Genomic DNA, 24,370 nt, shown 5'->3' on the forward strand with positions numbered 1-24,370 from the left:
CTTATGCCAGCAGGCACTCTCACCCTAACGAGTAATTCCATAATAGTAAAAGGTACCGGAACGGCCTTTAATACCGAATTAAAATCCGGTGATTTCATCGTGAGCGTGGTCGGCGGCGTCACCTATACGCTGCCGGTGAAAACCGTTGATAACGCCACGCAGGCCACGCTGATTAAAGCCTATGATGGCCCAACGCAGGCGGGCGCAGCATGGTATGCCGTTCCGCGCGACGCGATGAACGTCATCACCGCCCAACTGGCCGCTGAGACGGCCAAAGCCCTGCGTGGGCTGAACCTCGATAAAGAGAACTGGCAGCAGGTCTTCAGCAATACCGGAAATATTACCGTTAAGTTGCCGGATGGCAGCACCTATAGCGGCCCGGCCTGGAATAATATTTCAGCTTCACTCAATAATAAGTTAGACAAGACGATTAGCGCTGCCCAGGAAATTAAAGGTTCACTGTCTTTACAGGGTTCTTTGGTGACAGGGCAAACGGCAAACCTTGACGTTGGGGGATATTCACGCTTCCGTAAGTCAACGACATTTGATGATACAATTTTTTCTCCTAAAGGACTCATTGCTGATGGGGGAAATAATGAATCTCCCTCAGTCATCTGTCATCGCACATCGACCGCCATGGCTGGGCAAGTAACAGGAGGGACTTTTTTATCAACGCTGAAGCAAAACGGTTTGAAAACCGCGATGGTCATGGCGTTACGTCGCGAGATTGGCATTGAAGACTATGGGTATATTTCATATCAGGACTATGTCGGGAATTGGCATGAGGCTCGCTGGTTGGCTAGCGGGAACATTAATAACATGACAGGAAGTTGGGTGACCGGGTCCGATCTTCGAATAAAAACTGACATTGAAGTTATTAATGATCCTATTTCCCTTGTTCGAGGCTTGAAGCTTTATTCTTTCAATCGTGATGGCAAGCCACAGATAGGTGGAATTGCTCAGGAAATTGAAAAGACGATGCCGTTATTAATCAGTGATGGCGGATCTATCACATTAAAAGATGGTAGAAATATCGAAAAAGTAAAATCCGTCGATTATTCAACGCTGGGATATGTGGCCCTGGCCGCATTGAATCAGGCTCTGGATAGAATCGATCGCCAGGATGAATTAATCAAAGAACTTATGGAGAAAGTACAATGACATTAATCAGCGGCGTATTAAAAGGCCCTTACGGCGATCCTCGCTCCGGCGTAACCATTACCCTGCGCGCAGTCAGAACCTCGTCAACGGTCCTGAGCTTGGCTAAATCACAATCAGTGACGGATGATAGCGGTAAATATTCCCTACCCGTGGAGCCGGGCGCTTACGAGGTCATCATCTCGGTGTATGGCGCGCAGCCGGAGCGAGTGGGGGCTATCGAGGTTTATAACGATTCGCTGCCCGGCACGCTCAATGATTTCCTGCGTCGGCCAGGGGAAAGCGATATCACGCCGGAGATTGTGCAGACCGTCGATCGTCTGCGTGCTGAAGCGGCAGCGTCCGCCGACAAGGCTTCTTCCTCTGCTGCTGCGGCAAAAGTGAGCGAGCAAAATGCGGCGAAGAGCGCCGCTCAGGTGGTGACCGCCTTTGATAATGTGCGCTTTAAGCTGCCGGAGAACAATACCAGTACCTCTGCCTGGTTCCTGCTGGGGCAGTTTAAAAATGCGGGGCAAAATGGCGTAGGCGTCGCCCTCAATTTTTATGGTTCAAATGGTTTTAACGGTTTTACTTATAACGCGGGCATGTCACGTCTGATGTTGAGAACGGGCAATCAGAGCGCCAGCGATTCGACCAACAAGGTCAACCGTATCGGTGGCACCTTTATTAACGATACCGGAACGGCGATCTTGGATATTCAGGTTATTGAATCTAGCCGAGATAATTATGATATCTATTTGAAAATTAATGCGTTTTCACTCAACTGCTGGTATACGGTTGAGCAAATCACCTACGCGAACGCTGCCGGCCTGCGCTGGGAGCATAAGGCGGTAAAACAATCGGTGGAACCGGTCGGGGTGATGAAAGTTGATATGCGTACGGGCGTTTCGTTCTCGCAATCCCAGGCGTTGCCCGAATATGCCACGGTCGCCCAATCTGCTATCGCCGGTTTTGGGATCGGGCCGGTTCATACTGAGGATGCATTCGCGAAGGATAATAAATCTTCCATTCAGCGCTACACGGTGGCGACGGCCAATCGGCCGGGCAATGTGTCTGGGGGGCTATTAACGCTGCCGGTGGATGGCGGACCGTCGTGCGCATATTTTGCCACATCGGTTTCGCGGCAGGCCTGGGTGGGGAGTTCCTCTACCGCATTGCCTTCGACCATCACGTGGTCGCGGTTATTCAGCTCGTCCGATCAACCCACTGTCGCAGACATTCCAAACCTGAAGGACTGGGGGTTGAGTAAAGGCGTGACGGCGGCGAGTAAAGGCAACTTCAATGCGCAAATGCAAAGCCGGCGCGGTTATGTGAGCACGGATCCCATTGGCAACCCCTTCAAAGACGTTGGCACATATTTCCTCGATACGCGCTCATGGGCGGTGACGCAGGCGGGAACCGACGACAGCTATCGAACGGTGCAAACCTGTTACGGCTATGGCGTGAGTGCTGCACAGACGGGAAAAATTGCCGTGCGCAGCTGGAATGGCACCGCGTTTACCCCCTGGGTTTGGATGTGGTCGGAAGCCAACACCACGGTTGACGGCAACGGCTTTATCAAGAAAGCCTCGCCGATCGCGAGATTGTCCGCGGCGCCCGAGCATATGCAGGCTGACTATCTGGACGGCGGCTTTGCGCTGGCCGGCTGTGTCGCCGTTAACGGTGAGGCGACGGGGGTGAGCGCAGAGCGAATCTCTACCGGCGTTTATCAGTTGAGTGGTTCGCTGGGGTTGGCAAAGGAGGGCTGGACCATCGAAGTACCGCAGGACGTGAACGGCAACCGCCTGTGCTTTGTAGAAACCGCCACCGACAGCGACGGCGTTATTACGGTGAAAATCAGCAAACGCCGTTTTGACATCGATACCGCGACGGTCGTGGCCGGCGAAGCGATGGATATTCCTGAAGGGCGCTGGATCGATTTGCGCCTCGCCATGCCGGCGCGTGAAGAGGTGGAGGTGTTGCCGCCGGACGCGCTGGTATCAAACGATGACGTGTCATCGGAAACCAACGCGGTTTCATAAATAAAGTGGATGCCAGGTAAAATGCCGGTGCAGTAGGTTATTGGCCGCCTATTGCATCGGCGCCGGCATTATCACCGAGAGGCTCGGGCAAACACGCTGCCCGTTCTGCCCGGCAAGGTTCCCGCTGAGTGGGAATCAATAGCGTTGCTGCCCGTCAAATATCAGTGACCAGCCACTGATCCGCTTCTTCGAACATCTCTTCCAACATTCGGTTCAGCTTCTCACGATCGCTTTTGCTGGCGTCGGAGTTCAGGCCGTTGGCCTGCATCGGTTTTACGCGCACGTCAGCTTCCGGAAACAGCGCATGCACGCGTTTTTCCAGCTCGTTGCGAATAATCTCGGCGGCGTTGGGCAGCCCAGCGACGTTGCGTTTGTCGTACACCAATTCTACAAACATGACTCACCTGTAAACACTGATTTAATGTACAGTATTCTGGCCTGAGGAAGACCGGTTGGCAAGAGGGCGCGCGGAATTTTGCCTGATGCGATCATTCTTGCGCGGCGTGCGCTAAAACCTGCAGCTGAATCACCAATTCCGCCAGGCTGGCGGCCTGCATTTTCTCCATCACTTTTGCCCGGTGAACCTCTACGGTGCGCAGAGCGATATTCAACCGTTCCGCCATTTCTCTGTTCATCATGCCTCGCACCACCAACTGCGCGATGTCGCGTTCTTTCGGCGTGAGCGTGCGGTAACGGCCGCAAGTTTCATGGCGTCGCCAGGCTTTGGCCGAGACTTGCTGCGCCCGTTCGAGGGCGGCGATCAGCGGTTCAGCGGCGATCGGTTTTTGCAGGAAATCCACCGCGCCGTACTTCATCTGCTCCACCGCCATCGGCACGTCGCCATGGCCGGACAGGAACACCACCGCCAGCGTGCTGCCACGGCGGCGCAGCTCAGCGTAGGCCTGATGCCCATCGAGTATCGGCATCCGCATGTCCAGCAAGACGATCCCGGTCTGAAACAGATCGGCCTGCGCCAAAAAGCCGGCGCTGTCATTCCAGCATTGCACGTAGTGGCCGAGGCTGGTCAGCAAAAAATGGCAGGCGTCGGTGACGGCGACGTCATCATCCACCAGATGAATTAGCGACATGGTTTTCCTCATCGTTCAATATGAAATGCAGGGTTACGCACAGCCCCTTGCGGCTGTCGGGGGCGAGGCGGTTAGCCAGCAGGATCTCGCCGCCGCCATAGCGGGCCAGGCGCCGGCAAATGGCCAACCCCAGCCCCATGCCGCCGGCTTTGGTGGTGTTGAAGGGGCGAAAAGCCTGTTCCAGCCCGGCCGCACTCATCCCACCCGCGTTGTCCTGCAGATGCAACTCGATCGCCCGTTCGCTCTGGACGGCGGAAAGCCAGACGGCGTTGGCCCCGGCCTGCGCCGCATTCAGCAGCAGGTTCGCCAGCAGCTGTTCCAGCAGCGCCGGCGGCAGGATTAGCGTCAGCGAAGGTGCCACATTGTTGAACAACGTCAGGTCGGGATAGCGCTGCGTCAGGCGCAACAGTGTCCACACCCGCTCGGCGGTTTCGCTCACCGCGATGGGGCGCCAGCTCGCTCTGTCTCCCTTCTCGCTGGGGGACTGGACCCACTGGCGCAGGTTATGAATTGTCTCGCCGCCGCGCTGCGCCTGCCGGTCGATATTTTCCAGCGGCGTCAGCAGCGGGTGCCCGGCGTCCGTTTTGCGCAGTTGGATCAGGCACCCCTGCGCATAGTGGCGAATAGCCGCCAGCGGTTGATTGAGCTCGTGTGCGAAGCCGGAGGCCATTTCCCCCAATACGTTCAGCTGTCTGGCATTCTCCAGCGCCTGCTCCTGTCGCCGCAGTTGCTCTCCGGCATGAAGCAACTGCCGCCCGCGCCGGCGTACCAGCAGCGCGATCCAGATATGGTTGACGATCAACAGCGCCAGCACCGCCAGCGACAGGCCGACGGCCGTCTGATGCTGGATCAGCCAGCTCTTGATGTCCAGCCACAGCCGCCGCTGTTCCGGGTGTTGGTTGACGGCGCGCAGCAAGGCTTCCACCTCGCTGGTCGAGGCCGGGGCGCCCCACAGGAAGGGAGATTGCGGTGGGGCGGTCAGCAAGGCTCTTGCCACCGCATCCACCAGTGAGTTATCCAGACCGGGCAGGGCGGCGAACGACCAGTTGGGGTAAAGCGGCGTGCTGGTGACGCAGGGAACCGATGTGGGCCGTTGCAACAGCGGGCGAAAATCCGCCGGGTTGATCAGGCCTTCCCGATCCATTTTCTCCAGCAAACAGACGGGAACGATGGCGGCCTGAATGGCGCGCTCGCGCAGCAGATAGAGCAGGGCATCGGCAGGGAAACCGGTAAAGCGCAGGTGAAAATCGCGCTCGGGCCGTATGCCGGCGTCGCTGAGCGCCTTATAACCGGTCAGATAGCCGCCGAAGGCCTGCGGATCGATGGCGCCCACCGTTTTGCCCATCAGCGCCTGCGGCGTCGTAATGCCGCTGTCGCGCCGCACCAAAATCACGCTGCCGATGATGTTACCCGTTGCCCGATCGCCGTTGGCGGCGCGCAACGACGCCAGCCAGCGCAGATGATAGTGGTTGTTCAACTGCACGAACTGCGCCGGATTAGTGACCACGAACTGCACGCTGCCCCGATTGACCGCTTCGCGCATCTGCGCCAGATCGAGCGGCTGCAGGCGGAAGCGTTCACCGCCGACGCTGCCGTTGAGACTGTCGATCAGCGGCTGCCAGTCACGCGCGGTCGCCGCATCGCCGCGCATCGCCAGCACGCCGACCGACCACTCTCCCGCCTGTGCCGCCATACCCCAGCCGAGACTGAACAGCAGTAATAACACGACCCTCACAGCCCCTCCTGATGGGCAATCTGCCTGCCGTCACTTGTTTTAGATCAACGTTAGGTTCGGTATGTGGTTAACCACAATAGAGCTGAGCCCAATGTCATTTTTACACTGTAAATCATCGACATTGTTTATTCATCTAACGGGCATCAATAGCGTGATCGGGGTGATGCCCAGGACGTGGGAGAGGCGCATGGATTTCGGTAAACGGCAGTTTTTACAGCGGCTGGGCGTGTTGACGGCGGGGGCTTCGCTGATCCCCGTGGCGGAGGCCGGGCTGACGTTAGCGCCGACGCGGCGCGAGGGGGATGCGAGCCGCCGTTACGCGATGCTGATCGATCTGCGGCGCTGCGTAGGGTGCCAGGCTTGTACCGTGAGCTGCGCCATTGAAAACCAGACGCCGCACGGTGAGTTCCGCACCACGGTAAACCAGTACCAGGTCAGCCTCGAAGGCGAATCCGGCGCGACCAACGTGCTGCTGCCCAGGCTGTGCAACCACTGCGACAACCCGCCCTGCGTGCCGGTATGCCCGGTACAGGCCACCTTCCAGCGCGAGGACGGGATCGTGGTGGTCGACAACAAACGCTGCGTGGGTTGCGCCTATTGCGTGCAGGCCTGCCCGTACGATGCCCGTTTTATCAATCACGCCACCCAAACGGCGGACAAATGCACCTTCTGCGCGCACCGGCTGGAAGCGGGATTGCTGCCGGCGTGCGTGGAGTCGTGCGTGGGTGGGGCGCGGATCATCGGCGATATGCGCGATCCGCACAGCACGCTGAGCAAGCTGCTGCGGCGCCACGAGGCCGAGATCAAGGTCCTCAAGCCGGAGAACCAAACCGCGCCCCACGTGTTTTATCTGGGGCTGGATGACGCCTTTGTCACGCCGCTGCCGGGGCGGGCGCAGGTCGCCTTATGGGGGGAGGGACGATGAGCCGCCAACTGATGATCGCAGAAGTGCTGAGCCAGCCGCAGGCGGTGAGCTGGCTGCCGTGGGCCGTGCAATATTTCTTCTTTATCGGCATCGCCGCCTGCGCCGCGCTGCTGGCCTGCGTGTGGCGCTGGCGCGGAGGGGACAACGCCGCACGCCTGGAGCGCGCGGCGCTGTTTATCGGGCTGACGTGCGCCATCACCGCGCCGCTGGCGTTGACCGCCGACCTGCATCAAACCGCCCGCTTTTGGCATTTCTACGCCTACCCGACGCCCTGGTCGTGGATGCCGTGGGGCGCGCTGTTCTTGCCGCTGTTTACCCTGCTGATCGGCCTGTGGTTTATCGCGATTGAATTTACGCGGCTGACGGGCAGACCGGTTGCGCTGCTGCGTGGGATCGCGCCCGCCTGCGCGCTGGTGGCTATCGGCCTGCTGTTGTACACCGGGCGAGAGGTTTCCATCGTGCGCGCCCGCCCAATCTGGTTCAGCTACGGATTTCCGATCGTGATGTTCCTCAGCGCGCTGCAGGCGCTCTTGGCTTTGCTGCTGCTGACATTGCGCGAACGGCCCGATCTGCAAGCGCCGCTGGCGCGTGCGATGTTGCTGACGTTGCTGCTGCTTGGCGGGGCGATCCTGCTGTGGGGATGCGGCGATACGTTATCCGGCGCGGCGGTACGCCACTGGCTGCAGACGCAGGCGATGGCGCGCCGGTATGCCGCGGGATGGATTGCGCTGTGGGGGCTGACGCTGGCCTGCGCCGCCTGGACCGGCTATCGGCGCTTGCCGCGCAGCGGCGCGCCGCTGCTGGTGGCCGGCGCACTGGGGCTGAGCTGGCTGATGCGCTGGACGCTGTTGATCGAGGTACAAACCATTCCGAAATACAACGCGTCTAACTCCCCTTATAGCCTGCCGCTCGGCACCGACGGTTTGCTGGCGATCGTCGGCACCTTCGGGTTGTGGCTGGCGTTAATGATCATGGTGCGTGAAGCACAGGCGTTTTTACTGCGGAGAAAACAACATGGCTAAATTCACCCGGCGTCAGTGGTTGAAAGTGGGCCTGGCCTTCGGCGGATTGTCCGCTTTCGGCCTGAGCTATCGCGAAGTCGCCAAACGGGCGATTGACGGCTTGATTCACGGCACTTCAGGGCGGGTGACTCTGGATCGTATCAACGGCAACTCCCTGCCGCCCGAAGGACGGGCAATGCCGGAGTGGCAAGGCAATCCGCAGCAGGCCATCTCGATGACCCAATGTTTCGGTTGCTGGACGCAATGCGGCGTGCGGGTACGGGTGGACAGGCAGACCGACCGGGTATTGCGCATTGCCGGCAACCCGTATCATCCGCTGTCTCAGGAACGGCACGTCGACTCTGCGTTGCCGCTGCAGGACGCGTTGGCGCAGCTGGGCGGCGAAAGCGGCCTCGACGCCCGCTCCACCGCCTGCGCGCGCGGCGCCACGTTGCTGGAGGGGCTTTACAGCCCGCTGCGCGTGCTGGAGCCGATGAAGCGCGTCGGCAAACGCGGCGAGGGCAAGTGGCAACGCATCAGCTTTGAGCAGTTGATCGCCGACGTGGTGGAAGGCGGCGATCTGTTCGGCGAGGGGCATGTGGACGGCCTGCGGGCGATCCGCGATCTGGAGACGCCGATCGATGCCCGACGGCCGGGGCTGGGGCCGAAAGCCAACCAGCTATTGGTGACCAACGCCGGTGACGACGGGCGCGATAGCTTCCTGCGGCGCTTTGCCCAGAACAGTTTCGGCAGCAAAAACTTCGGCGCGCACGGCGCTTACTGCGGGCTGGCCTACCGTGCCGGTTCCGGCGCGTTGATGAACGATCTGGACAAGAACCCGCATGTGAAACCCGACTGGGAACAGGTCGAATTCGCACTGTTTATGGGGACTTCGCCGGCGCAGTCCGGCAACCCGTTCAAGCGCCAGGCTCGGCAACTGGCCAGCGCCAGATTGCGCAGCGAGTTCCGTTATGCGGTGGTGGCGCCGGCGCTGCCGCTGACCACCACGTTGGCGGACGATCATGGCCATTGGATCCCGATATTGCCGGGTACCGACTCGGCGCTGGCGATGGCGATGATCCGTTGGATCCTCGACAACCGGCGTTATCAGGCCGCTTATCTCGCCATCCCGTCGGAGGCCGCCATGCAACGCGCCGGCGAGAAGAGCTGGACCAACGCCACGCATCTGGTGATCGCCGAGAACGAGCATCCGCGCGCGGGGCAGCATTTGACGCTGGCCGATCTGAACGGCGCCGGGTCGGCGTCGCCGCTGGTGGTCAACGGCGCGGGTGAGCTGGTGGCGGCCGAGACGTGCGACAGCGCCGAGCTGTGGGTAAGCCGTACGGTGACGCTGCACGATGGCGCGCAGGTGGGGGTGAAAAGCGGCTTCCAGTGTTTGAAAGAGGCCGCCGATAAGCTGTCGCCGGAGGCGTACAGCCGGCAATGCGGCGTGCCGGTGGCACGCATCGCGGCGCTGGCCGAGGCTTTTACCGCCCACGGGCGCAAGGCGGCGGTGATCGCCCATGGCGGGATGATGGCGGCGAACGGGTTTTACAATACTTGGTCGGTGATGATGCTTAACGTGCTGATCGGCAACCTGAGCCTGGCGGGGGGCGTGTTCGTTGGCGGCGGTAAATTCAATGGCTTCGCCGAGGGGCCGCGCTATAACCTGGTCGAGTTTCCCGGCCTGGTAAAACCGAAGGGGCTGAATATCGCGCGCAGCAAGGCCGCCTATGAAACCTCTGACGAATACCGCGAAAAAGTGGCGGCGGGCGTTTCCCCCTGGCCGGCCAGGGCGCCCTGGTATCCGTTCGTCGCCGGGCAACTGACCGAACTGCTGACATCGGCGTTGGCGGGGTATCCGTACGGGCTGAAAGCCTGGATTTCGAACATGACCAACCCCTTGTACGGTATCGCCGGGTTGCGCGGCGTGGCAGAGGAACGATTGAAAGATCCGGCGCGTTTGCCGCTGTTTATCGCCATCGATGCGTTTATCAACGAAACGACGGCGCTGGCCGACTATATCGTCCCGGACACCCATAATTTTGAGAGCTGGGGGTTCAGCGCCCCCTGGGGCGGCGTCGCCAGCAAGGCCACTACCGCGCGCTGGCCGATAGTGACGCCGGCGACCGCGAAAACGGCGCAAGGGCAGCCGATTTCCATGGAGGCGTTTTGCATCGCCGTCGCTAAACGCCTGGCGCTGCCGGGGTTCGGCGATCGCGCTATCGGCGACGGTCAGGGCGGGCTGCTGCCGCTCAACCGCGCCGAGGATTATTATCTGCGCGCCGCCGCCAACGTGGCGTTTGCCGGCAAGGCGCCGGTGCCGGCCGCGAGGGCGGACGAACTGACGCTGAGCGGCGTCGATCGCTTGTTGCCGCAGCTTGCGCAGACGCTGCGCGCCGATGAAATCGACCGCGTGGCGTTTATTTACAGCCGCGGCGGCCGATTCGCGGATCATGACAGCGGCCGCCGCGACGGCAGCGTGGGCAACCGCTGGGAGAAACCGCTGCAGATCTGGAATGCGGAGGTGGCGAAGCACCGGCATGCGATCACCGGCGAGCGTTTCAGCGGCTGCCCCACCTGCTATCCGGCGCGTTTGTCGGACGGCCGCGCGGTGGAAGCGCTCTACCCTGAACGGCAGTGGCCACTGCGCCTGATGTCCTTCAAATCCAATGTGATGAGCAGCTCCACCGCGGTGATCCGGCGCCTGCACGACGTGAAGTCGGTGAACCTGGTGGCGCTGAATCCGGCGGACGGGGCGCGTTTCGGCATTCAACACGGCGACCGGGTGCGCATCAGCACGCCGGGCGGCAGCCGCGAGGCGCAGATCAGTTTACTGGCGGGCGTGATGCCCGGCGTGATCGCGGTGGAACACGGCTACGGCCACCGGGAGATGGGGGCCAGTCAGCACTACCTGGACGGCGAACCGCTGGCGATGGATGAGCGCATCGCCGCCGGCATCAACCTCAACGATTTGGGCTTTGCCGATCCGACGCGCGAAGTGCCGAATACCTGGCTGGATTGGGTGACCGGTGCGGCGGTGCGTCAGGGGATCCCTGCGACCATCGTCAAGCTTTCCGCGTAGGCGCAGCCGTAAATCTGCTGTGGCTGCAGGTGGGGGTATTAAGCCTGCGTCAGCAGCTGCAAAAAGCGGCTCAGCGCGGCAAAAGGCGGTTCGCTGTTGCGCCAGAAGACGCCCACGCTGCCTTTCTGCTCTATCTTCGGCAGATTCAGGATCGCCAACTGCCCCTGGCTGGCATAACGCTGCGCCAGCCGTAGGGAAAGAATGGAGATCATATCGCTGCTTTGCAGCAGGTTGGTACTGACGTTCATGGATGCCGATTCAACCGTGTTTTCGGGCAGCATCACGCCGTTATCCGCCAGCGCATTATCAATGCTGAGGCGGATGGGCGTGCCGGTCGGCCAGACAATCCAGCGCCAGTGGGTGAGATCGTGCCAGGTGAGGGAGGCGGATTTTGCCAGCGGATGGTGAGGGCGGGCAACAAAGCATACCGGTTCGGTGTAGAGCACTTGATAGTTGAGCGGCAGTTGCAGCGCCCGCCCGCCAACGCGGCCCACGACGACGTCCACCGCGCCCGCGAGCAGATCGTGCAGCAGCGGGGTCATCACCTTTTCCTCAATATTGAGATGCAGCGTTGGCATTTCTTGCAGCAGGCTCAATATGGCCTGCGAAACGCAGTCGGTGGCGACCGGCGAACAGCCGATTTTCAGGCTTCCCACCAGCCCGCCTTGCTTAAAGCGGGCGATTTCAGACTGCGAACGCTCCAGATCATTGATCAAACGCTGCGCATGCTGAAGCAGCAATTTCCCCCCCTCGGAGGGGCGCAGCCCTTTGCTATGCCGCTCAAACAGCGTGATCCCAATCTCATCTTCGAGCTGTGACAACCATTTTGACAGAGCGGGTTGGGAGATGTTCATCATCCGGGCAACGTGGGTCAGATTTCCCTGCTCGCCCAACGCCACCAACATTTGCAGATGGTGAAGTTTCATTTTCTGCGCCCAGTTCGCCATTTGCTATAACCCTCCGGTTATGTCTCCGCCTGAAAAGCCATTGTACATTTTATCGCTAAGGATACAAATTCGTAACATACCTAAAACAAGACAGACATCTCCCTACCCGCACCGAGGCGCTCACTATGACTCAATGGCGTGATTTACAAGCTCTGATCGATGCTGCTCCCATCGGTAAGACGCAGTGGCGCGTTATCATCTGCTGCTTTTTGGTGGTGATGCTGGATGGTTTTGACACCGCCGCCATTGGTTTCATCGCACCCGACATCCGCGCCCAGTGGCAACTGACCGCCGGTGAACTGGCGCCGCTGTTTGGCGCGGGGCTGCTGGGGTTGACAGCGGGTGCACTGCTTTGCGGCCCGCTTGCTGATCGCTTTGGCCGCAAGCGTGTCATCGAGCTTTGCGTGGCGCTGTTTGGCGCGCTGAGCCTGATTTCGGCCTTCTCCCCCGATCTGTCAACGCTGGTCGTTTTGCGTTTTCTCACCGGCCTGGGGTTGGGGGGCGCGATGCCGAACACCATCACGATGACCTCTGAATATCTGCCCGCTCGCCGCCGTGGCGCGCTGGTCACGCTGATGTTCTGCGGTTTCACGCTCGGTTCAGCCCTGGGCGGGATCGTCAGCGCCCAACTGGTGCCGGTGATGGGGTGGCACGGCATTTTGGTGCTCGGTGGCGTTTTGCCGCTGATGCTCTTTGTGGTGCTGCTGTTTGCCCTGCCGGAATCCCCGCGCTGGCAGGTTCGCCGCCAACTGCCGCACAAGGTGATTGCCAAAACGGTCAGCGCCATCACCCGAGAGTGCGATGAAGAAACCCATTTTTATCTGAGCGAAGCCGCCACGGCGGCCAAAGGCAGCATCAGCCCGCTGTTTGCCGGCCGCCAGTTGCGTATCACCCTCATGCTCTGGGCGGTTTTTTTTATGAGCATGCTGATCATCTACCTGCTCTCCAGTTGGTTGCCGACGCTGCTTAACCACCGCGGTATTGATCTGCAGCATGCCTCCTGGGTGACCGCCGCTTTCCAGATGGGGGGCACGGTGGGGGCGCTGGGGCTGGGCGCGTTGATGGACAAATACAATCCCTTCCGGGTCTTGGCGGTGAGCTACGCCTTAGGCGCCGTCTGTATCGCCATGATTGGCCTGAGCGAGAACGGCCTATGGCCGATGGCGCTGGCGATCTTCGGCACCGGCATCGGCATCAGCGGTTCGCAGGTTGGGCTGAATGCCTTGACCGCCACGCTCTATCCGACGCAAAGCCGGGCGACCGGCGTCAGCTGGTCCAATGCCATTGGCCGCTGCGGCGCGATTGTCGGCTCGCTTGCCGGCGGCGTGATGATGGCGATGAATTTCTCATTCGATACGCTATTTTTCATTATTGCCGTGCCGGCGGCGATCAGTACGGTGATGTTAATGCTGCTGACGGCTGTCGTTCGCCAGTCTGCCCCAGCCCCTGATACGTTGCCTCGCGCAGCGTCGTGAATGAAAAGGAGAATCCCTATGCCTGAACGCAATCAGGATGTTAATCCCAGCCGCCAGCAGTTCTACCGGCATATTTCAGGGCAGAACCTGACCCCATTGTGGGAGTCGCTGCACCATTTGGTGCCGCCGACGCCGAGTGCAAACTGCGCCCCGGCTTACTGGAACTATCAGGCGATTCGCCCGCATCTGCTGGCCAGCGGCGAGTTGATTGGCGCCAAAGAGGCGGTTCGCCGCGTGCTGGTGCTGGAAAACCCGATGCTGCGCGGACAGTCCTCCATTACCCCGACGCTGTATGCCGGATTGCAGTTGATCATGCCGGGCGAAGTCGCGCCGAGCCATCGCCATAATCAGTCGGCATTGCGGTTTATCGTCGAAGGGAAAGGGGCATTTACCGCCGTTGACGGTGAACGTACGCAAATGCATGAAGGCGACTTCATTTTGACGCCGCAGTGGCGCTGGCACGATCACGGTAATCCCGGCGAGGAGCCGGTGGTATGGCTGGACGGGCTGGATTTGCCGCTGGTGAACCTGCTGGGTTGCGGTTTCGCGGAAGATTATCCGCAAGAGCAGCAGCCCGTGACGCGCCAGGAGGGGGATTATTTACCGCGCTATGCGGCCAATATGCTGCCGCTGCGCCACCAGAAAGGCAACTCATCGCCCATTTTCAACTACCGCTACGATCGCAGCCGGGAAGCGCTGCATGACCTCACCCGCATGGGGGACGCCGACGAATGGGAAGGGTACAAGATGCGCTACGCCAACCCGGTGACCGGCGGCTACCCCATGCCCTCGATGGGCGCCTTCCTGCAGCTGCTGCCGAAAGGCTTTTCCTCACGGAAAGCGCGAACCACGGACAGCACCATTTATCACGTGGTGGAAGGGCGCGGTCAGGTCAGCATCGGCAGCGAAACCCTTCACTTTTCGGCAAAAGATATCTTCGTGGCGCCGACCTGGTTCGACGTGTCGTTCCTGGCGGACGAAGACACCGTGTTATTCAGTTTTTCGGACCGGCCGGTTCAGGAAGCCCTGGGACTGTTCCGTGAAGCACGTTATTAATTTGGGAGAGACAAAATGACGCAATACGTATTTGCACCGCAAGCCCCCGTGACGGTTCCTGTCGTGGGGAGTGATAAACAGTTTCCCGTGCGCCGTGTCTACTGCGTCGGGCGCAACTATGCCGCGCATGCCCGCGAAATGGGTTTTGACCCGGATCGTGAGCCGCCGTTTTTCTTCTGCAAGCCTGCCGATGCGGTGGTGCCGGTGGCGGCCGGCGAAACGCTGGCGTTGCCGTATCCGTCGCAAACCGACAACTATCACTACGAAATCGAACTGGTGGTGGCGATTGGTAAACGGGGGAGCGATATTCCGCTGGAAAAGGCGCATGAATACATTTGGGGATATGCCACAGGCCTGGACATGACCCGCCGCGATCGGCAGATGGACATGCGTCAGATGGGGCGCCCATGGGAAATCGGCAAGTCGTTCGATCTTTCTGCGCCCATCGCGCCATTGCATAAAGCCGGCGACAGCGCAGACGTGAACAACGCGCCTATCTGGCTGCAGGTCAACGGCAGCGATCGCCAGCGCAGCGATATCCGCCATCTGATCTGGTCGGTGAATGAAACCATCAGCTATCTGTCCGGCTTTTTTGAGCTGCAGCCCGGCGATCTGATTTTTACCGGCACGCCGGAAGGGGTAGGCGCGGTGGTGAAAGGCGATGTGATTACCGGCAATGTAGAGGGGCTAACCCCTATCGCCGTGAAGATTGTCTGAGGCCGATTCAGAGGTGAATGATGAAGCTGTACAGTTTTTTTAATAGCTCAGCCTCCTATCGCGTGCGCATTGCGCTGGCGCTGAAAGGCCTCCATTACCAGACGGTGGGGGTCAATATTCGCATCGGGCAGCAGAATGAGCTGGCTTATCGGCGCATGAACCCGGTCGGGCTGGTGCCGACGCTGCTCACGGACGACGGCGAGTCTCTCAGCCAGTCGCTGGCGATTACCGACTGGCTGGATCGCCATTTCCCTCAGTCGCCGCTGTTGCCGGCGGCCGATCCGGCGCGCAGCAGGGTACTGGAAATCGTCTATGTCATTGCCTGTGATATTCACCCGGTCAATAACCTACGGGTGTTACGCTACCTGAGTGAAGAGCTGAAGGTGGGCGATGAAGAGAAAAAACGCTGGTATGCGCACTGGATCCGCCAAGGGCTGAGCGCCGTAGAACAGCTGTTGCTCCAGAGGCCGCCAGGCCCCTTCTGCGTTGGCGATACCCCGACGTTGGCGGATTGCTGCCTGATCCCTCAGTGGGCGAATGCCCTGCGGATGGGGTGCGATCTGAGCGGGTATCCGCGCTGTAAGGCGGTTTACGACGCCTGTACTCAGCTCCCGGCGTTCATCGCCGCGGCGCCCGAAAACCAACAAGACAAAATTTCAGCCTGAGCTTGATAAGGCGAAAGGCCGTCGCGAAAGCGAGGCGCGCAATGATCGTTGGGGGAGACAGTGGCGCAGCGGTTGCGCTCTCATCCTCTCGACGTGCAGACGAAAAAAAACCTGCTGTTACAGCAGGTTTTCTTAAATTTGATCGGCATGAGAGGATTATGCGCATCTTCGATGCTTGCCCTGCGGGCCGTTGCTAAAGCAACGTGGTCTCACTACGTTCGGCTCAAACCTCCTTCGGAGATTCTCATCCTCTCGACGTGCAGACGAAAAAAAAACCTGCTGTTACAGCAGGTTTTCTTAAATTTGGTCGGCATGAGAGGATTCGAACCTCCGACCCCCGACACCCCATGACGGTGCGCTACCAGGCTGCGCTACATGCCGACGCTATGAAAAATCATACTACCGATTCCCGATGTTAATGCAAGCGCCTCGCCACTTGATTGCTTTAGTTTTAAGCAGTTAGTTGGCGATAAAGCGTTTTACATCGGTCAACACCTGCAACAGCAGAGCAAGCTGCGGTTTCTCGTCCTTTATCTCTTCGCCGTTCTGATCGTAGACGCGATAGTTACCGCTGTTGTCCAGCATCAGCGTTTGTGTCGGCGTGGTTATCACCAGCTGGTTGCCATCGCCGGTGGCGATCCAGTTGTTGCGGCGCTGGGCGGTGAACAGATCCTCGCCTTGCGAATAGTCTTTCGGCGCGGTTTTCACGTGCAACAGGCGTTGCATCAAGGTGCGCATGACGTCGTTATGGCCGGTCAGCTTGCTGATGGTCTGCGCCGGGGTGCCCGGCCAGTGGATCACCAACGGCACCTGTAGCTGCGCCTGGTTGAAGGCGGTGCCGGCGCCCCATTGGCCTTTGCCGCTGTCGTTGAACTCGACGCCGTGCTCGGCGGTGATTACCACCACGGTTTTATCCAGCAGGCCGCGCTGTTTCAGCGTGTCCAGCACCTGGGCTATCTGGGTATCCACATCTTGTGCGCCGGCGCGATAGCGCCGAATAAAGTCGGCCGGGACCGGTTTTTTGTCGCCTTCGGTCGGCTCGGCGCCGCTGAAGTTGATATAGGAGAACCACGGCTCTTTGCTACCCTGGTCTGCCAGCCAACGCTGCCATTGCTGGGTGGTCTGGGCGTCGCTTTGCGGCGCCGGCGTCGGCAGCGAGAAGTCGGTCAACAGGGCCTGGCGGTACAGGCTGGCATTGAAGCCATCGGAGGAGAACAGCCCCAGCTGGTAGCCCCGATCGCCGAGCGCATTGATCAGTGCTGACGGCTTGCGGCCGGCGAGCACGCTGTCCAGATAGGTCGGGGAAATGCCGTAGAACAGGCCGAACAGCCCGGTATCGGCATGGTTGCCCGAACTGTAATGATCGCTGAAACGCACGTTTTCCTGGGCGAAGCGGGTCAGGGTTGGCATGTCCTGCGCCACGTCTTTGGCGCGAATGCCGTCCACTACGATCATCAGCAGGTTATAGCCGCTGCCTTTATCGCCGTAGCTGAGATCGCTGAGCGGATACTCCACCGACACTGCTTCCGGGTTGCCCTGTTGCACCAGACGGCGCTCATACTCTTGCTGGTCGAGCAGGCCGTGTTTTTCGAGGAACTTGCGCGCGGTCATCGGGTACGAGAGCGGCAGGTTGGCCCGCTGCATGGTGATCGGGCGATAGAAGTTGGCGTCGGCCCAGATATAAATCAGGTGCGACGCGAAAAAGGCGCTGATAAACAGCGCCGCCAGCGGCTTGCCGAAGCGGCGGCGGTTCAGGCTGCGCAGCTTCTGCCAGCTCCAGGTGCCGAACAGCATCTCCACCAGGAAGATCACCGGCACGCAGATAAACATCAGCTGCCAGTCACGCGACAGTTCGCTTTGATCCGGGTTGACCACCAGATCCCACACCACCGGATTGAGGTGCAGGTGGAAATGGGAGAACACTTCGCTGTCGACCAGCAACAGCGTGAGCCCGATGGTGGCCAGCGCGGCGGAAATAAATCGCAGCAGCCGCTGCGACATCACCACGAAGGTGAGCGGGAAGATCACCAGCAAATAGCCGGCGAACACGATAAAGCTGAAATGCCCCAGCAGGCTGACAAAGGCATAGACCCGGCCCAGCAGGGATGCGGGCCAGTCGGTGACAAACAGGTAGCGGCTGCCCAGCCCAAGGGCGAGCAGGATGTTGAATAAGGCGAACCAGTGCCCCCAGCTGATCATCTGGGAGACTTTTTCACGATAACGCTGACGGTTTGTCACCATAAGTCAATATTAATGTGCTTTATCTTCACGGACAGAAGCCTGCAGGGCTTCCGCGAACGATCTCGCCAGGGTTTTCCGCTGCGCGGGGGCAACGCTGGTGTTGATCAAATTAGTGACCATGTTGCCCAGCACCATCAGGGAAAGATCGGTGGGGGTATGGTGTTTTTCCAGAACATTGACCAGCTCTGAGAGCAGTTGTTCAACGTGTTCGTCACTGTAACGGGATGATTGTGGCATAAAATTGCGCTTAGTAATCTGCAAAGTGCCCTATCTTACCGTATAGGGCAGTGATTTTCCGCTCTTTTATCACTTCCTGTCATTTGGGGAAGGGGGCGCCCGTGGCGGGGCTGCTCCTCGCAGCGCCTTTCCGGTTTGCCGCGGCTTTTTAGTATTGCAGGGCGGGGTCTTCAGTGTTTGAATACGCGCCTAAAGAACAGGAGGATTTATCATGAGTCTGGATATCGACCAGATCGCTCTGCACCAATTGGTGAAACGCGACGAGCAAACGCTGGACGTGGTGTTGCGCGATACCTTGCTTCCCACCAACGCGGCGGTGGAAGAAATGATGACGGAACTGCATCGCGTCTACAGCGCCAAGAGCAAGGCCTTGGGCCTGTTCAACGAAGGCAGCGAGCTGGCGGAAGCGCTGCGCACTTGCCGCAAGGACGATAAGGACTTTCTGGCCTTCAGCCGCGCGGCGACCGGCCGCCTGCGCGACGAACTGGCGAAGTATCCGTTTGCCGAAGGCGGCGTGGTGCTGTTCGGCCAATACCGTTATCTGGCGGTGGAGTACTTGCTGATCGCGGTGCTGAACAGCCGTAACAGCATGCGCGTCAACGAAGAGCTGGATATCAACACCACGCACTATCTGGACATCAACAACGCCGATATCGTCGCGCGCATCGATCTGACCGAATGGGAAACCAACCCGGAATCGACCCGCTATCTGACCTTCCTGCGCGGGCGCGTAGGTCGCAAGGTCGCCGACTTCTTCATGGATTTCCTGGCGGCGTCCGAAGGGTTGGACACCAAGGCGCAAAACCGTGGGCTGCTGCAGGCGGTGGACGACTACTGCGCCGATGCGCAGTTGGACAAGAACGAGCGCCAGTCGGTGCGCCAACAGGTGTACAGCTACTGCAACGAACAGCTGCAGGCGGGCGAAGAGATTGAACTGCAGGCCCTGTCGCAGGAGCTGTCGCCGGTCGGCGAGAAAGACTTCATGCAGTTCTCCAGCGAGCAAGGGTATGAGTTGGAGGAAAGCTTCCCGGCGGATCGCGGCACGCTGCGCCAGCTGACCAAATTTGCCGGCAGCGGCGGCGGCATCAGCCTGAATTTCGACGCCATGCTGCTGGGCGAGCGCATTTTCTGGGATGCGGCCACCGACACGCTGACCATCAGAGGCACGCCGCCGAACCTGCGCGATCAGCTGCAACGCCGGACCGGCAGCGGCAAGTAAGCGTGCCGAATCGCAGACAATAAAAAACGCCGCAATTGCGGCGTTCTTTATTTCGGCGTCCCGAAAGGTTCGAAAACGTAGCGATTAAACGCGAACGAAGTCGATGTGAGCCAGTTTTGGCTTGAACGGGTGACGCTGTACAGCCTGAACCTTAACTTTGGTTTCTTTACCGTCGATAACCAGAGTTACTGCTTCGCTGTAGAATTCTGGTTTAGCTTCCATGTTCTTAACAGAATCATGGTCCAATTCGATGGAAACTGCAGCTTCTTTGCCACCGTAAACGATAGCTGGGAATTTGTTTGCTGCACGCAGGCGGCGGCTCGCACCTTTACCCTGGTCTTTACGTACTTCTGCATTGATAGTGAACATTGTTTTTTCTCTTAAAAGAAAATTTACCCTGCTACAGGCGACCCAAGTAGCAAGTTCGGAATTCCGCTTTAACGCTGGGCAGGCCCAGGTAAAGCGCGCGGCATTTTAACGGAAAGCCGCCCGCAGGGCAACGAAAACCTGCCCAGATTGAGGGCCGTTCGCTCAGGCCAACTGATTGGCGCGGCGGAAACGGCCTTGATAATCGAACACTTTCTCGCGCACCTGCCAAAACTGGCCGCGTTTGCGCGCCACCACGAAATCCGGATGGCGCAGCGCCTGCTGTTGCGCCAGCACGTCGGCGGCGGTGTGCCAGGCGAACGGCACGCCCGGCGCGCGCTGGTGCGGGCGCAGGAACAGCATCTCGAACGCTTTGCGCTGCGCCGGCGTCTGCAGGCGGAAACGCTCGCTGGTGCTGGTGCCGTCCTCGTCGTAATAGGTGGCCTTCAGCCATTCGCCCTTGTCATCGCGGCCGCTCTGCAGCTCCATGCCGCCGCAGCGCAGCACCAGCGCGTCTTTCAGCTTCAGCGCCGCCTTCAGCATGTCGTCGGGATCGACCAGCACCTCCTGACACTGATGGCAGCGGCGTGCGGCGATGTCGTTCTCCGCGCCGCAGTGCGGGCAGCTCTTGAACCGGAAGCGGTAATCGCACTGTTCGCGGTGGCCGTCGTCGTCTTCCAGCCACCCCTGGCAGCGGCGGCCGTAGTGCTCGATAATGTCGCCGTTCTCGGTGCACTTGCCCCAGAACAGATTGGCGAAGCCGCAGGCCGGGCAGAACACCTGCACCGGCTGGCTGTCGCCGTGCGGCTTGCTGACGCCGACCTCCGGCGTAAACAGATCGTGCGGGTTGCCGGCGTAGTCGAGGATCAGACAATCTTCCTTGCCGGGCGCCAGCCGCAGCCCGCGGCCGACGATCTGCTGATACAGACTGACGGACTCGGTCGGGCGCAGGATCGCGATCAGATCGACGTGCGGCGCGTCGAAACCGGTGGTCAATACCGCGACGTTGACCAGATAGCGCAGCCGCTGCTGTTTGAACGCCTCGATCAGCGCATCGCGCTCGGCGGGTGGCGTTTCGGCGCTGACCAGCGCGGCTTCGCCATTCGGCAGCAGGCCGTGGATTTCGCGGGCGTGTTCGACGGTGGCGGCGAAGATCATCACGCCTTTGCGATCCTCTGCGTATTCCACAATCTGGCTGATGATGTGCGGCGTGACGCGGTTTTGCCGCTTCAGCTCGCGGTTCAGATCCGCTTCGCTGAACAGGCCGTTGCTTCTGGCCTCCAGCCGGCTGAAATCGTACTGCACAATCGGCATGTCCAGCCGCTCAGGCGGCACCAGGAAGCCGTTCTTAATCATATAGCGCAGCGGCAGCTCATAGATGCAGTCGCGAAACAGGCTGGCGCCGTCGCCACGGGTGAAACCGTGGTAGTGATACTGGTAAATCCAGCCCTTGCCCAGACGATAGGGCGTGGCGGTCAACCCCAGCAGCCGCAGCTGCGGGTTGGTTTTCTGCAAATGCTGGATGATTTGTTGGTACTGGCTGTCGTCGTCATCGCTGATGCGGTGGCATTCATCGACGATCAGCAGCGAAAAGGCGCCGTTGAACAGCGGCAGGTTGCGCGCCACCGACTGCACGCTGCCGAACACCACTTTGCCGGCGCTTTCTTTTTGTTGCAGGCCGGCGGCGAAGATGTCCGCCTCCAGGCCGTAGGCGCAGTATTTGGCGTGGTTTTGCGCCACCAGTTCCTTGACGTGCGCCAACACCAGCACCCGCCCACGGGCGCGCTTCGCCAGTTCGGCGATCACCAGGCTTTTGCCGGCGCCGGTCGGCAGCACGATCAGCGCCGGTTCGGGACGCTGCCGGAAATGGTTGATGGTGGCTTCGACCGCTTCCAGTTGGTAGGGGCGTAGGGTAAAGGCCATAAAATGAACGCCGTAGAGTGGAATGGGCCGCCGGGTACAGATCTTGTCGCCTCCGTTCCCACAGAAATAGCGACATTTTACGCCCCGGGCGGCCGAAAAATTTCTACTATTATGCCTTCTGCGCACGCGCGGTGCGAGAAGCGTGAAAATTACCTCTGTCGGGCAACGCGTAGTGTCGCTATACTTGTGTGACAGCAATCGCTGTTCCCCCACGCGATTTCCCCCCTGAACCTGCTATTTGCACCCGGTGCAACGGCGGGCGTCATATTTTGGCAATACGATCAATGCGATCATAACAACGACAGGCAAAGCAGATCCCATGCGATTGGACAAGTTTTTATCTCAGCAGTTAGGCATCAGCCGTGCGCTGGTCGCGCGCGAACTTCGGGCTAAACGCGTCACCGTGGACGGTGAGGTGGTGAAGAGCGGGGCGATTAAACTGACCCCGGAGCAAGAAGTGGCGTTCGACGGCAATCCGCTGCAGCAGCAGAACGGCCCGCGCTATTTCATGCTCAACAAACCGCAGGGCTACGTCTGCTCTACCGACGATCCCGATCATCCGACGGTGCTGTATTTCCTCGATGAGCCGGTCGCGTACAAGCTGCACGCCGCCGGGCGGCTGGATATCGACACCACCGGGCTGGTGCTGATGACCGACGACGGTCAATGGTCGCACCGCGTCACGTCGCCGCGCCACCACTGCGAGAAAACCTATTTGGTCACGCTGGAGCACCCGTTGGCGGAAGACACTGCGCAGCGTTTCGCTGAAGGGGTGCAACTGCACAACGAGAAAGATCTGACGCGGCCGGCGACGCTGGAGCAGGTCGACGAGCACGTGGTGCGCCTGACCATCAGCGAAGGGCGCTACCACCAGGTGAAGCGGATGTTCGCCGCCGTCGGCAACCGGGTGATCGCGTTGCACCGTGAGCGCATCGGCGCCATCGCGCTGGATGACGATCTGGCGCCGGGCGAATACCGCCCATTGACGGAAGAAGAGATCGCCAGCGTGGGCGCGCCGCACCTGCAGGACTGATAACCGATCATTGATTGCGGCCGATTAAGGAGTCGTGGAACGTGCAACAGAACCGAACCTCTCATCTCGGTTTGATTTTCATTCTGGGCCTGTTGTCCATGTTGATGCCGTTGGCCATCGACATGTACCTGCCCAGCATGCCGGTGATCGCCGCCCAGTTTGGCGTCGAGTCCGGCAGCGTGCAGATGACGCTCAGCGCCTATATGCTCGGCTTCGCCTTCGGGCAGCTGTTCTATGGGCCGATGTCGGACAGCATCGGCCGCAAGCCGGTGATCCTGTGGGGAACGCTGATCTTCGCCATCGCCGGCTGCGCCTGTGCCATGGCGCAGTCTATCGATCAGTTGATCGGGCTGCGTTTCCTGCACGGTTTGGCGGCGGCGGCCGCCAGCGTGGTGATCAACGCCCTGATGCGCGATATGTTCACCAAGGATGAGTTCTCGCGCATGATGTCGTTCGTCATTCTGGTGATGACCATTGCGCCGCTGCTGGCACCGATGATCGGCGGTGCGCTGTTGCTGTGGTTCAGCTGGCACGCCATCTTCTGGACCATGGGCGCCGCGGCGCTGATCGGTTCGCTGCTGGTAGCCTTGTTCATCAAGGAGACGTTGCCGAAAGAGCGGCGACAACGGTTCCACCTGCGCACCACGCTGGGCAACTTCGGTTCGCTGTTCCGCCATAAGCGGGTGCTGAGTTATATGTTGGCCAGCGCCTTCTCGTTTGCGGGCATGTTCTCGTTCCTCAGCGCCGGGCCGTTCGTCTACATCGAACTGAACCACGTTTCGCCGCAGCATTTCGGTTACTATTTTGCGCTGAACATCGTCTTCCTGTTCCTGACGACGCTGATCAACAGCCGCAACGTGCGGCGCTTCGGTGCGGTCAAGATGTTCAAGCTGGGGCTGCTGGTACAGCTGGCGATGGGGCTGTGGCTGATGGCGGTGAGCACCGTGGGCCTGGGATTCTGGGCGCTGGTGATCGGCGTTGCGGTCTATCTGGGGTGCATCGCGATGATCTCCTCCAACGCCATGGCGGTGATCCTGGATGATTTTCCGCATATGGCGGGCACCGCTTCTTCCCTGGCCGGCACGTTGCGCTTCAGCATCGGTGCGCTGGTGGGGGCGGTGCTGTCGATGGCGCCGGGCAAAAGCGCTTGGCCAATGGTCACCTCGATGGCGCTGTGCAGCATCGTGGCGGTGCTGTTCTATGTTTACGCGAGCCGGCCGCGCGATCGCGCAGCCTGATGTTCTCCCGATGCGGGGCGTGTCGCTCCGCATCGTCACGGGGTTGCGCCCTGCCATTTCAGGGGGCAACCGGCAATGAAAAATTTGTTGCTAAATATACGCAAGCTAATTAATTGGCCGTTTTCCCATCTGTGTGCTTTTTGTTAAAAAAATCCGCCAGCGTGCCGCCCAATATTCCCCGAGTAGCGCGGCGCGCTGTTGGCTGAGCCGCGCGGGGGGTTTGTATTAGGGTTGATGTAA

The 24,370-nt window shown here is 60.0% G+C and carries 20 protein-coding genes, 1 tRNA gene and 1 other RNA gene; 12 read left to right on the forward strand and 10 right to left on the reverse strand.

The window, feature by feature from the left end:
- Positions 1-3 precede the first annotated feature (3 nt).
- A complete protein-coding gene (locus tag ACMGGK_RS06880) occupies positions 4-1,161 on the forward strand; it encodes a tail fiber domain-containing protein (protein WP_049300463.1) in 1,158 nt (385 codons plus the stop codon).
- Positions 1,158-3,179 (forward strand): prophage tail fiber N-terminal domain-containing protein, encoded by a 2,022-nt coding sequence (locus ACMGGK_RS06885; RefSeq protein ID WP_075205920.1) that lies wholly within the window; start codon positions 1,158-1,160, stop codon positions 3,177-3,179. Before ACMGGK_RS06880 ends, ACMGGK_RS06885 begins: the two co-directional genes overlap by 4 nt.
- A gap of 154 nt (positions 3,180-3,333) precedes the next feature.
- Here the strand turns inward: ACMGGK_RS06885 and ACMGGK_RS06890 are convergent, their stop codons facing one another.
- The 3 genes from ACMGGK_RS06890 to ttrS form a co-directional block, all read right to left on the reverse strand.
- A complete protein-coding gene (locus ACMGGK_RS06890; RefSeq protein WP_004935803.1) occupies positions 3,334-3,576 on the reverse strand; it encodes a DinI family protein in 243 nt (80 codons plus the stop codon).
- 91 nt (positions 3,577-3,667) lie between these two features.
- Entirely contained in the window at positions 3,668-4,267 is a 600-nt protein-coding gene (gene ttrR, locus ACMGGK_RS06895) for a tetrathionate respiration response regulator TtrR (RefSeq protein ID WP_049300465.1), read from the reverse strand.
- Positions 4,242-5,960 (reverse strand): tetrathionate respiration histidine kinase TtrS, encoded by a 1,719-nt coding sequence (gene ttrS / locus ACMGGK_RS06900; RefSeq protein ID WP_239044589.1) that lies wholly within the window; start codon positions 5,958-5,960, stop codon positions 4,242-4,244. The genes ttrR and ttrS overlap by 26 nt, the downstream gene beginning before the upstream one ends.
- Before the next feature lie 229 nt (positions 5,961-6,189).
- Here ttrS and ttrB point away from each other — a divergent pair, with 229 nt between their 5' ends.
- The 3 genes from ttrB to ttrA are packed head-to-tail and all read left to right on the forward strand — an operon-like array spanning position 6,190 to position 11,013.
- Positions 6,190-6,927, forward strand: coding sequence for a tetrathionate reductase subunit TtrB (gene ttrB, locus ACMGGK_RS06905; RefSeq protein ID WP_143778331.1), 738 nt, complete (start codon positions 6,190-6,192; stop codon positions 6,925-6,927).
- A complete protein-coding gene (gene ttrC, locus ACMGGK_RS06910) occupies positions 6,924-7,949 on the forward strand; it encodes a tetrathionate reductase subunit TtrC (protein ID WP_420276772.1) in 1,026 nt (341 codons plus the stop codon). Before ttrB ends, ttrC begins: the two co-directional genes overlap by 4 nt.
- A complete protein-coding gene (gene ttrA, locus ACMGGK_RS06915; RefSeq protein WP_420276773.1) occupies positions 7,942-11,013 on the forward strand; it encodes a tetrathionate reductase subunit TtrA in 3,072 nt (1,023 codons plus the stop codon). The genes ttrC and ttrA overlap by 8 nt, the downstream gene beginning before the upstream one ends.
- A gap of 38 nt (positions 11,014-11,051) precedes the next feature.
- Here ttrA and ACMGGK_RS06920 read toward each other — a convergent pair whose 3' ends face one another.
- On the reverse strand, positions 11,052-11,960 hold the full coding sequence (locus tag ACMGGK_RS06920; RefSeq protein WP_033639826.1) for a LysR family transcriptional regulator: 909 nt from the start codon (positions 11,958-11,960) through the stop codon (positions 11,052-11,054).
- A 125-nt stretch (positions 11,961-12,085) separates the two neighbouring features.
- Between ACMGGK_RS06920 and ACMGGK_RS06925 the strand changes: the two genes are divergently transcribed.
- From ACMGGK_RS06925 to maiA, 4 genes are read left to right on the forward strand one after another with little or no spacing between them, the layout of a single operon-like run.
- On the forward strand, positions 12,086-13,435 hold the full coding sequence (locus ACMGGK_RS06925; RefSeq protein WP_033639827.1) for an MFS transporter: 1,350 nt from the start codon (positions 12,086-12,088) through the stop codon (positions 13,433-13,435).
- An 18-nt stretch (positions 13,436-13,453) separates the two neighbouring features.
- Positions 13,454-14,491: a gentisate 1,2-dioxygenase gene (gene gtdA / locus ACMGGK_RS06930; RefSeq protein ID WP_143778327.1), complete on the forward strand. Its 1,038-nt coding sequence runs from the start codon at positions 13,454-13,456 to the stop codon at positions 14,489-14,491.
- Positions 14,492-14,506: 15 nt separating this feature from the next.
- A complete protein-coding gene (locus ACMGGK_RS06935; protein WP_025303616.1) occupies positions 14,507-15,208 on the forward strand; it encodes a fumarylacetoacetate hydrolase family protein in 702 nt (233 codons plus the stop codon).
- A 20-nt stretch (positions 15,209-15,228) separates the two neighbouring features.
- The gene (gene maiA, locus ACMGGK_RS06940; protein ID WP_028127735.1) at positions 15,229-15,873 is read left to right on the forward strand and encodes a maleylacetoacetate isomerase; all 645 of its coding nucleotides are present in this window, start codon (positions 15,229-15,231) and stop codon (positions 15,871-15,873) included.
- Positions 15,874-16,012: 139 nt separating this feature from the next.
- Here the strand turns inward: maiA and ACMGGK_RS06945 are convergent.
- The 4 genes from ACMGGK_RS06945 to ACMGGK_RS06960 form a co-directional block, all read right to left on the reverse strand.
- Positions 16,013-16,141, reverse strand: a non-coding RNA gene (locus tag ACMGGK_RS06945) — RtT sRNA.
- A 36-nt stretch (positions 16,142-16,177) separates the two neighbouring features.
- Positions 16,178-16,254, reverse strand: a tRNA-Pro gene (locus ACMGGK_RS06950).
- Positions 16,255-16,332: 78 nt separating this feature from the next.
- The gene (yejM, locus tag ACMGGK_RS06955) at positions 16,333-18,114 is read right to left on the reverse strand and encodes an LPS biosynthesis-modulating metalloenzyme YejM (protein ID WP_016926966.1); all 1,782 of its coding nucleotides are present in this window, start codon (positions 18,112-18,114) and stop codon (positions 16,333-16,335) included.
- A 9-nt stretch (positions 18,115-18,123) separates the two neighbouring features.
- On the reverse strand, positions 18,124-18,351 hold the full coding sequence (locus tag ACMGGK_RS06960; RefSeq protein WP_004935782.1) for a YejL family protein: 228 nt from the start codon (positions 18,349-18,351) through the stop codon (positions 18,124-18,126).
- Positions 18,352-18,562: 211 nt separating this feature from the next.
- Here ACMGGK_RS06960 and yejK point away from each other — a divergent pair, with 211 nt between their 5' ends.
- Entirely contained in the window at positions 18,563-19,570 is a 1,008-nt protein-coding gene (yejK, locus tag ACMGGK_RS06965; protein WP_004935779.1) for a nucleoid-associated protein YejK, read from the forward strand.
- A gap of 84 nt (positions 19,571-19,654) precedes the next feature.
- Here yejK and rplY read toward each other — a convergent pair whose 3' ends face one another.
- Both rplY and ACMGGK_RS06975 read right to left on the reverse strand, forming a co-directional pair.
- Positions 19,655-19,939, reverse strand: a complete 285-nt coding sequence (gene rplY / locus ACMGGK_RS06970) for a 50S ribosomal protein L25 (protein ID WP_004935776.1) — start codon at positions 19,937-19,939, stop codon at positions 19,655-19,657.
- Between the two features lie 162 nt (positions 19,940-20,101).
- Positions 20,102-21,859 (reverse strand): DEAD/DEAH box helicase, encoded by a 1,758-nt coding sequence (locus tag ACMGGK_RS06975; protein WP_049300470.1) that lies wholly within the window; start codon positions 21,857-21,859, stop codon positions 20,102-20,104.
- 319 nt (positions 21,860-22,178) lie between these two features.
- Here ACMGGK_RS06975 and rsuA point away from each other — a divergent pair, with 319 nt between their 5' ends.
- A complete protein-coding gene (gene rsuA / locus ACMGGK_RS06980; RefSeq protein ID WP_016926969.1) occupies positions 22,179-22,892 on the forward strand; it encodes a 16S rRNA pseudouridine(516) synthase RsuA in 714 nt (237 codons plus the stop codon).
- 41 nt (positions 22,893-22,933) lie between these two features.
- A complete protein-coding gene (locus tag ACMGGK_RS06985) occupies positions 22,934-24,130 on the forward strand; it encodes a Bcr/CflA family multidrug efflux MFS transporter (RefSeq protein ID WP_015378537.1) in 1,197 nt (398 codons plus the stop codon).
- Positions 24,131-24,370: the final 240 nt, after the last annotated feature.

The sequence above is a fragment of the Serratia sp. BNK-33-b genome, assembly GCF_048684565.1.
Lineage (GTDB): Bacteria > Pseudomonadota > Gammaproteobacteria > Enterobacterales > Enterobacteriaceae > Serratia > Serratia marcescens.

Bases quoted from the DNA above. Each gene is read 5' to 3' on its own strand.
- ACMGGK_RS06885 (WP_075205920.1), top strand. From the start codon at position 1,158: ATGACATTAATCAGCGGCGTATTAAAAGGCCCTTACGGCGATCCTCGC.
- rplY (WP_004935776.1), bottom strand. From the start codon at position 19,939: ATGTTCACTATCAATGCAGAAGTACGTAAAGACCAGGGTAAAGGTGCG.
- yejM (WP_016926966.1), bottom strand. From the start codon at position 18,114: ATGGTGACAAACCGTCAGCGTTATCGTGAAAAAGTCTCCCAGATGATC.
- rsuA (WP_016926969.1), top strand. From the start codon at position 22,179: ATGCGATTGGACAAGTTTTTATCTCAGCAGTTAGGCATCAGCCGTGCG.
- ttrA (WP_420276773.1), top strand. From the start codon at position 7,942: ATGGCTAAATTCACCCGGCGTCAGTGGTTGAAAGTGGGCCTGGCCTTC.
- ACMGGK_RS06935 (WP_025303616.1), top strand. From the start codon at position 14,507: ATGACGCAATACGTATTTGCACCGCAAGCCCCCGTGACGGTTCCTGTC.
- ACMGGK_RS06960 (WP_004935782.1), bottom strand. From the start codon at position 18,351: ATGCCACAATCATCCCGTTACAGTGACGAACACGTTGAACAACTGCTC.
- gtdA (WP_143778327.1), top strand. From the start codon at position 13,454: ATGCCTGAACGCAATCAGGATGTTAATCCCAGCCGCCAGCAGTTCTAC.
- yejK (WP_004935779.1), top strand. From the start codon at position 18,563: ATGAGTCTGGATATCGACCAGATCGCTCTGCACCAATTGGTGAAACGC.
- ACMGGK_RS06890 (WP_004935803.1), bottom strand. From the start codon at position 3,576: ATGTTTGTAGAATTGGTGTACGACAAACGCAACGTCGCTGGGCTGCCC.
- ttrS (WP_239044589.1), bottom strand. From the start codon at position 5,960: ATGGCGGCACAGGCGGGAGAGTGGTCGGTCGGCGTGCTGGCGATGCGC.
- ACMGGK_RS06880 (WP_049300463.1), top strand. From the start codon at position 4: ATGCCAGCAGGCACTCTCACCCTAACGAGTAATTCCATAATAGTAAAA.
- ACMGGK_RS06925 (WP_033639827.1), top strand. From the start codon at position 12,086: ATGACTCAATGGCGTGATTTACAAGCTCTGATCGATGCTGCTCCCATC.
- ACMGGK_RS06920 (WP_033639826.1), bottom strand. From the start codon at position 11,960: ATGGCGAACTGGGCGCAGAAAATGAAACTTCACCATCTGCAAATGTTG.
- ttrC (WP_420276772.1), top strand. From the start codon at position 6,924: ATGAGCCGCCAACTGATGATCGCAGAAGTGCTGAGCCAGCCGCAGGCG.
- ttrB (WP_143778331.1), top strand. From the start codon at position 6,190: ATGGATTTCGGTAAACGGCAGTTTTTACAGCGGCTGGGCGTGTTGACG.
- ttrR (WP_049300465.1), bottom strand. From the start codon at position 4,267: ATGTCGCTAATTCATCTGGTGGATGATGACGTCGCCGTCACCGACGCC.
- maiA (WP_028127735.1), top strand. From the start codon at position 15,229: ATGAAGCTGTACAGTTTTTTTAATAGCTCAGCCTCCTATCGCGTGCGC.
- ACMGGK_RS06975 (WP_049300470.1), bottom strand. From the start codon at position 21,859: ATGGCCTTTACCCTACGCCCCTACCAACTGGAAGCGGTCGAAGCCACC.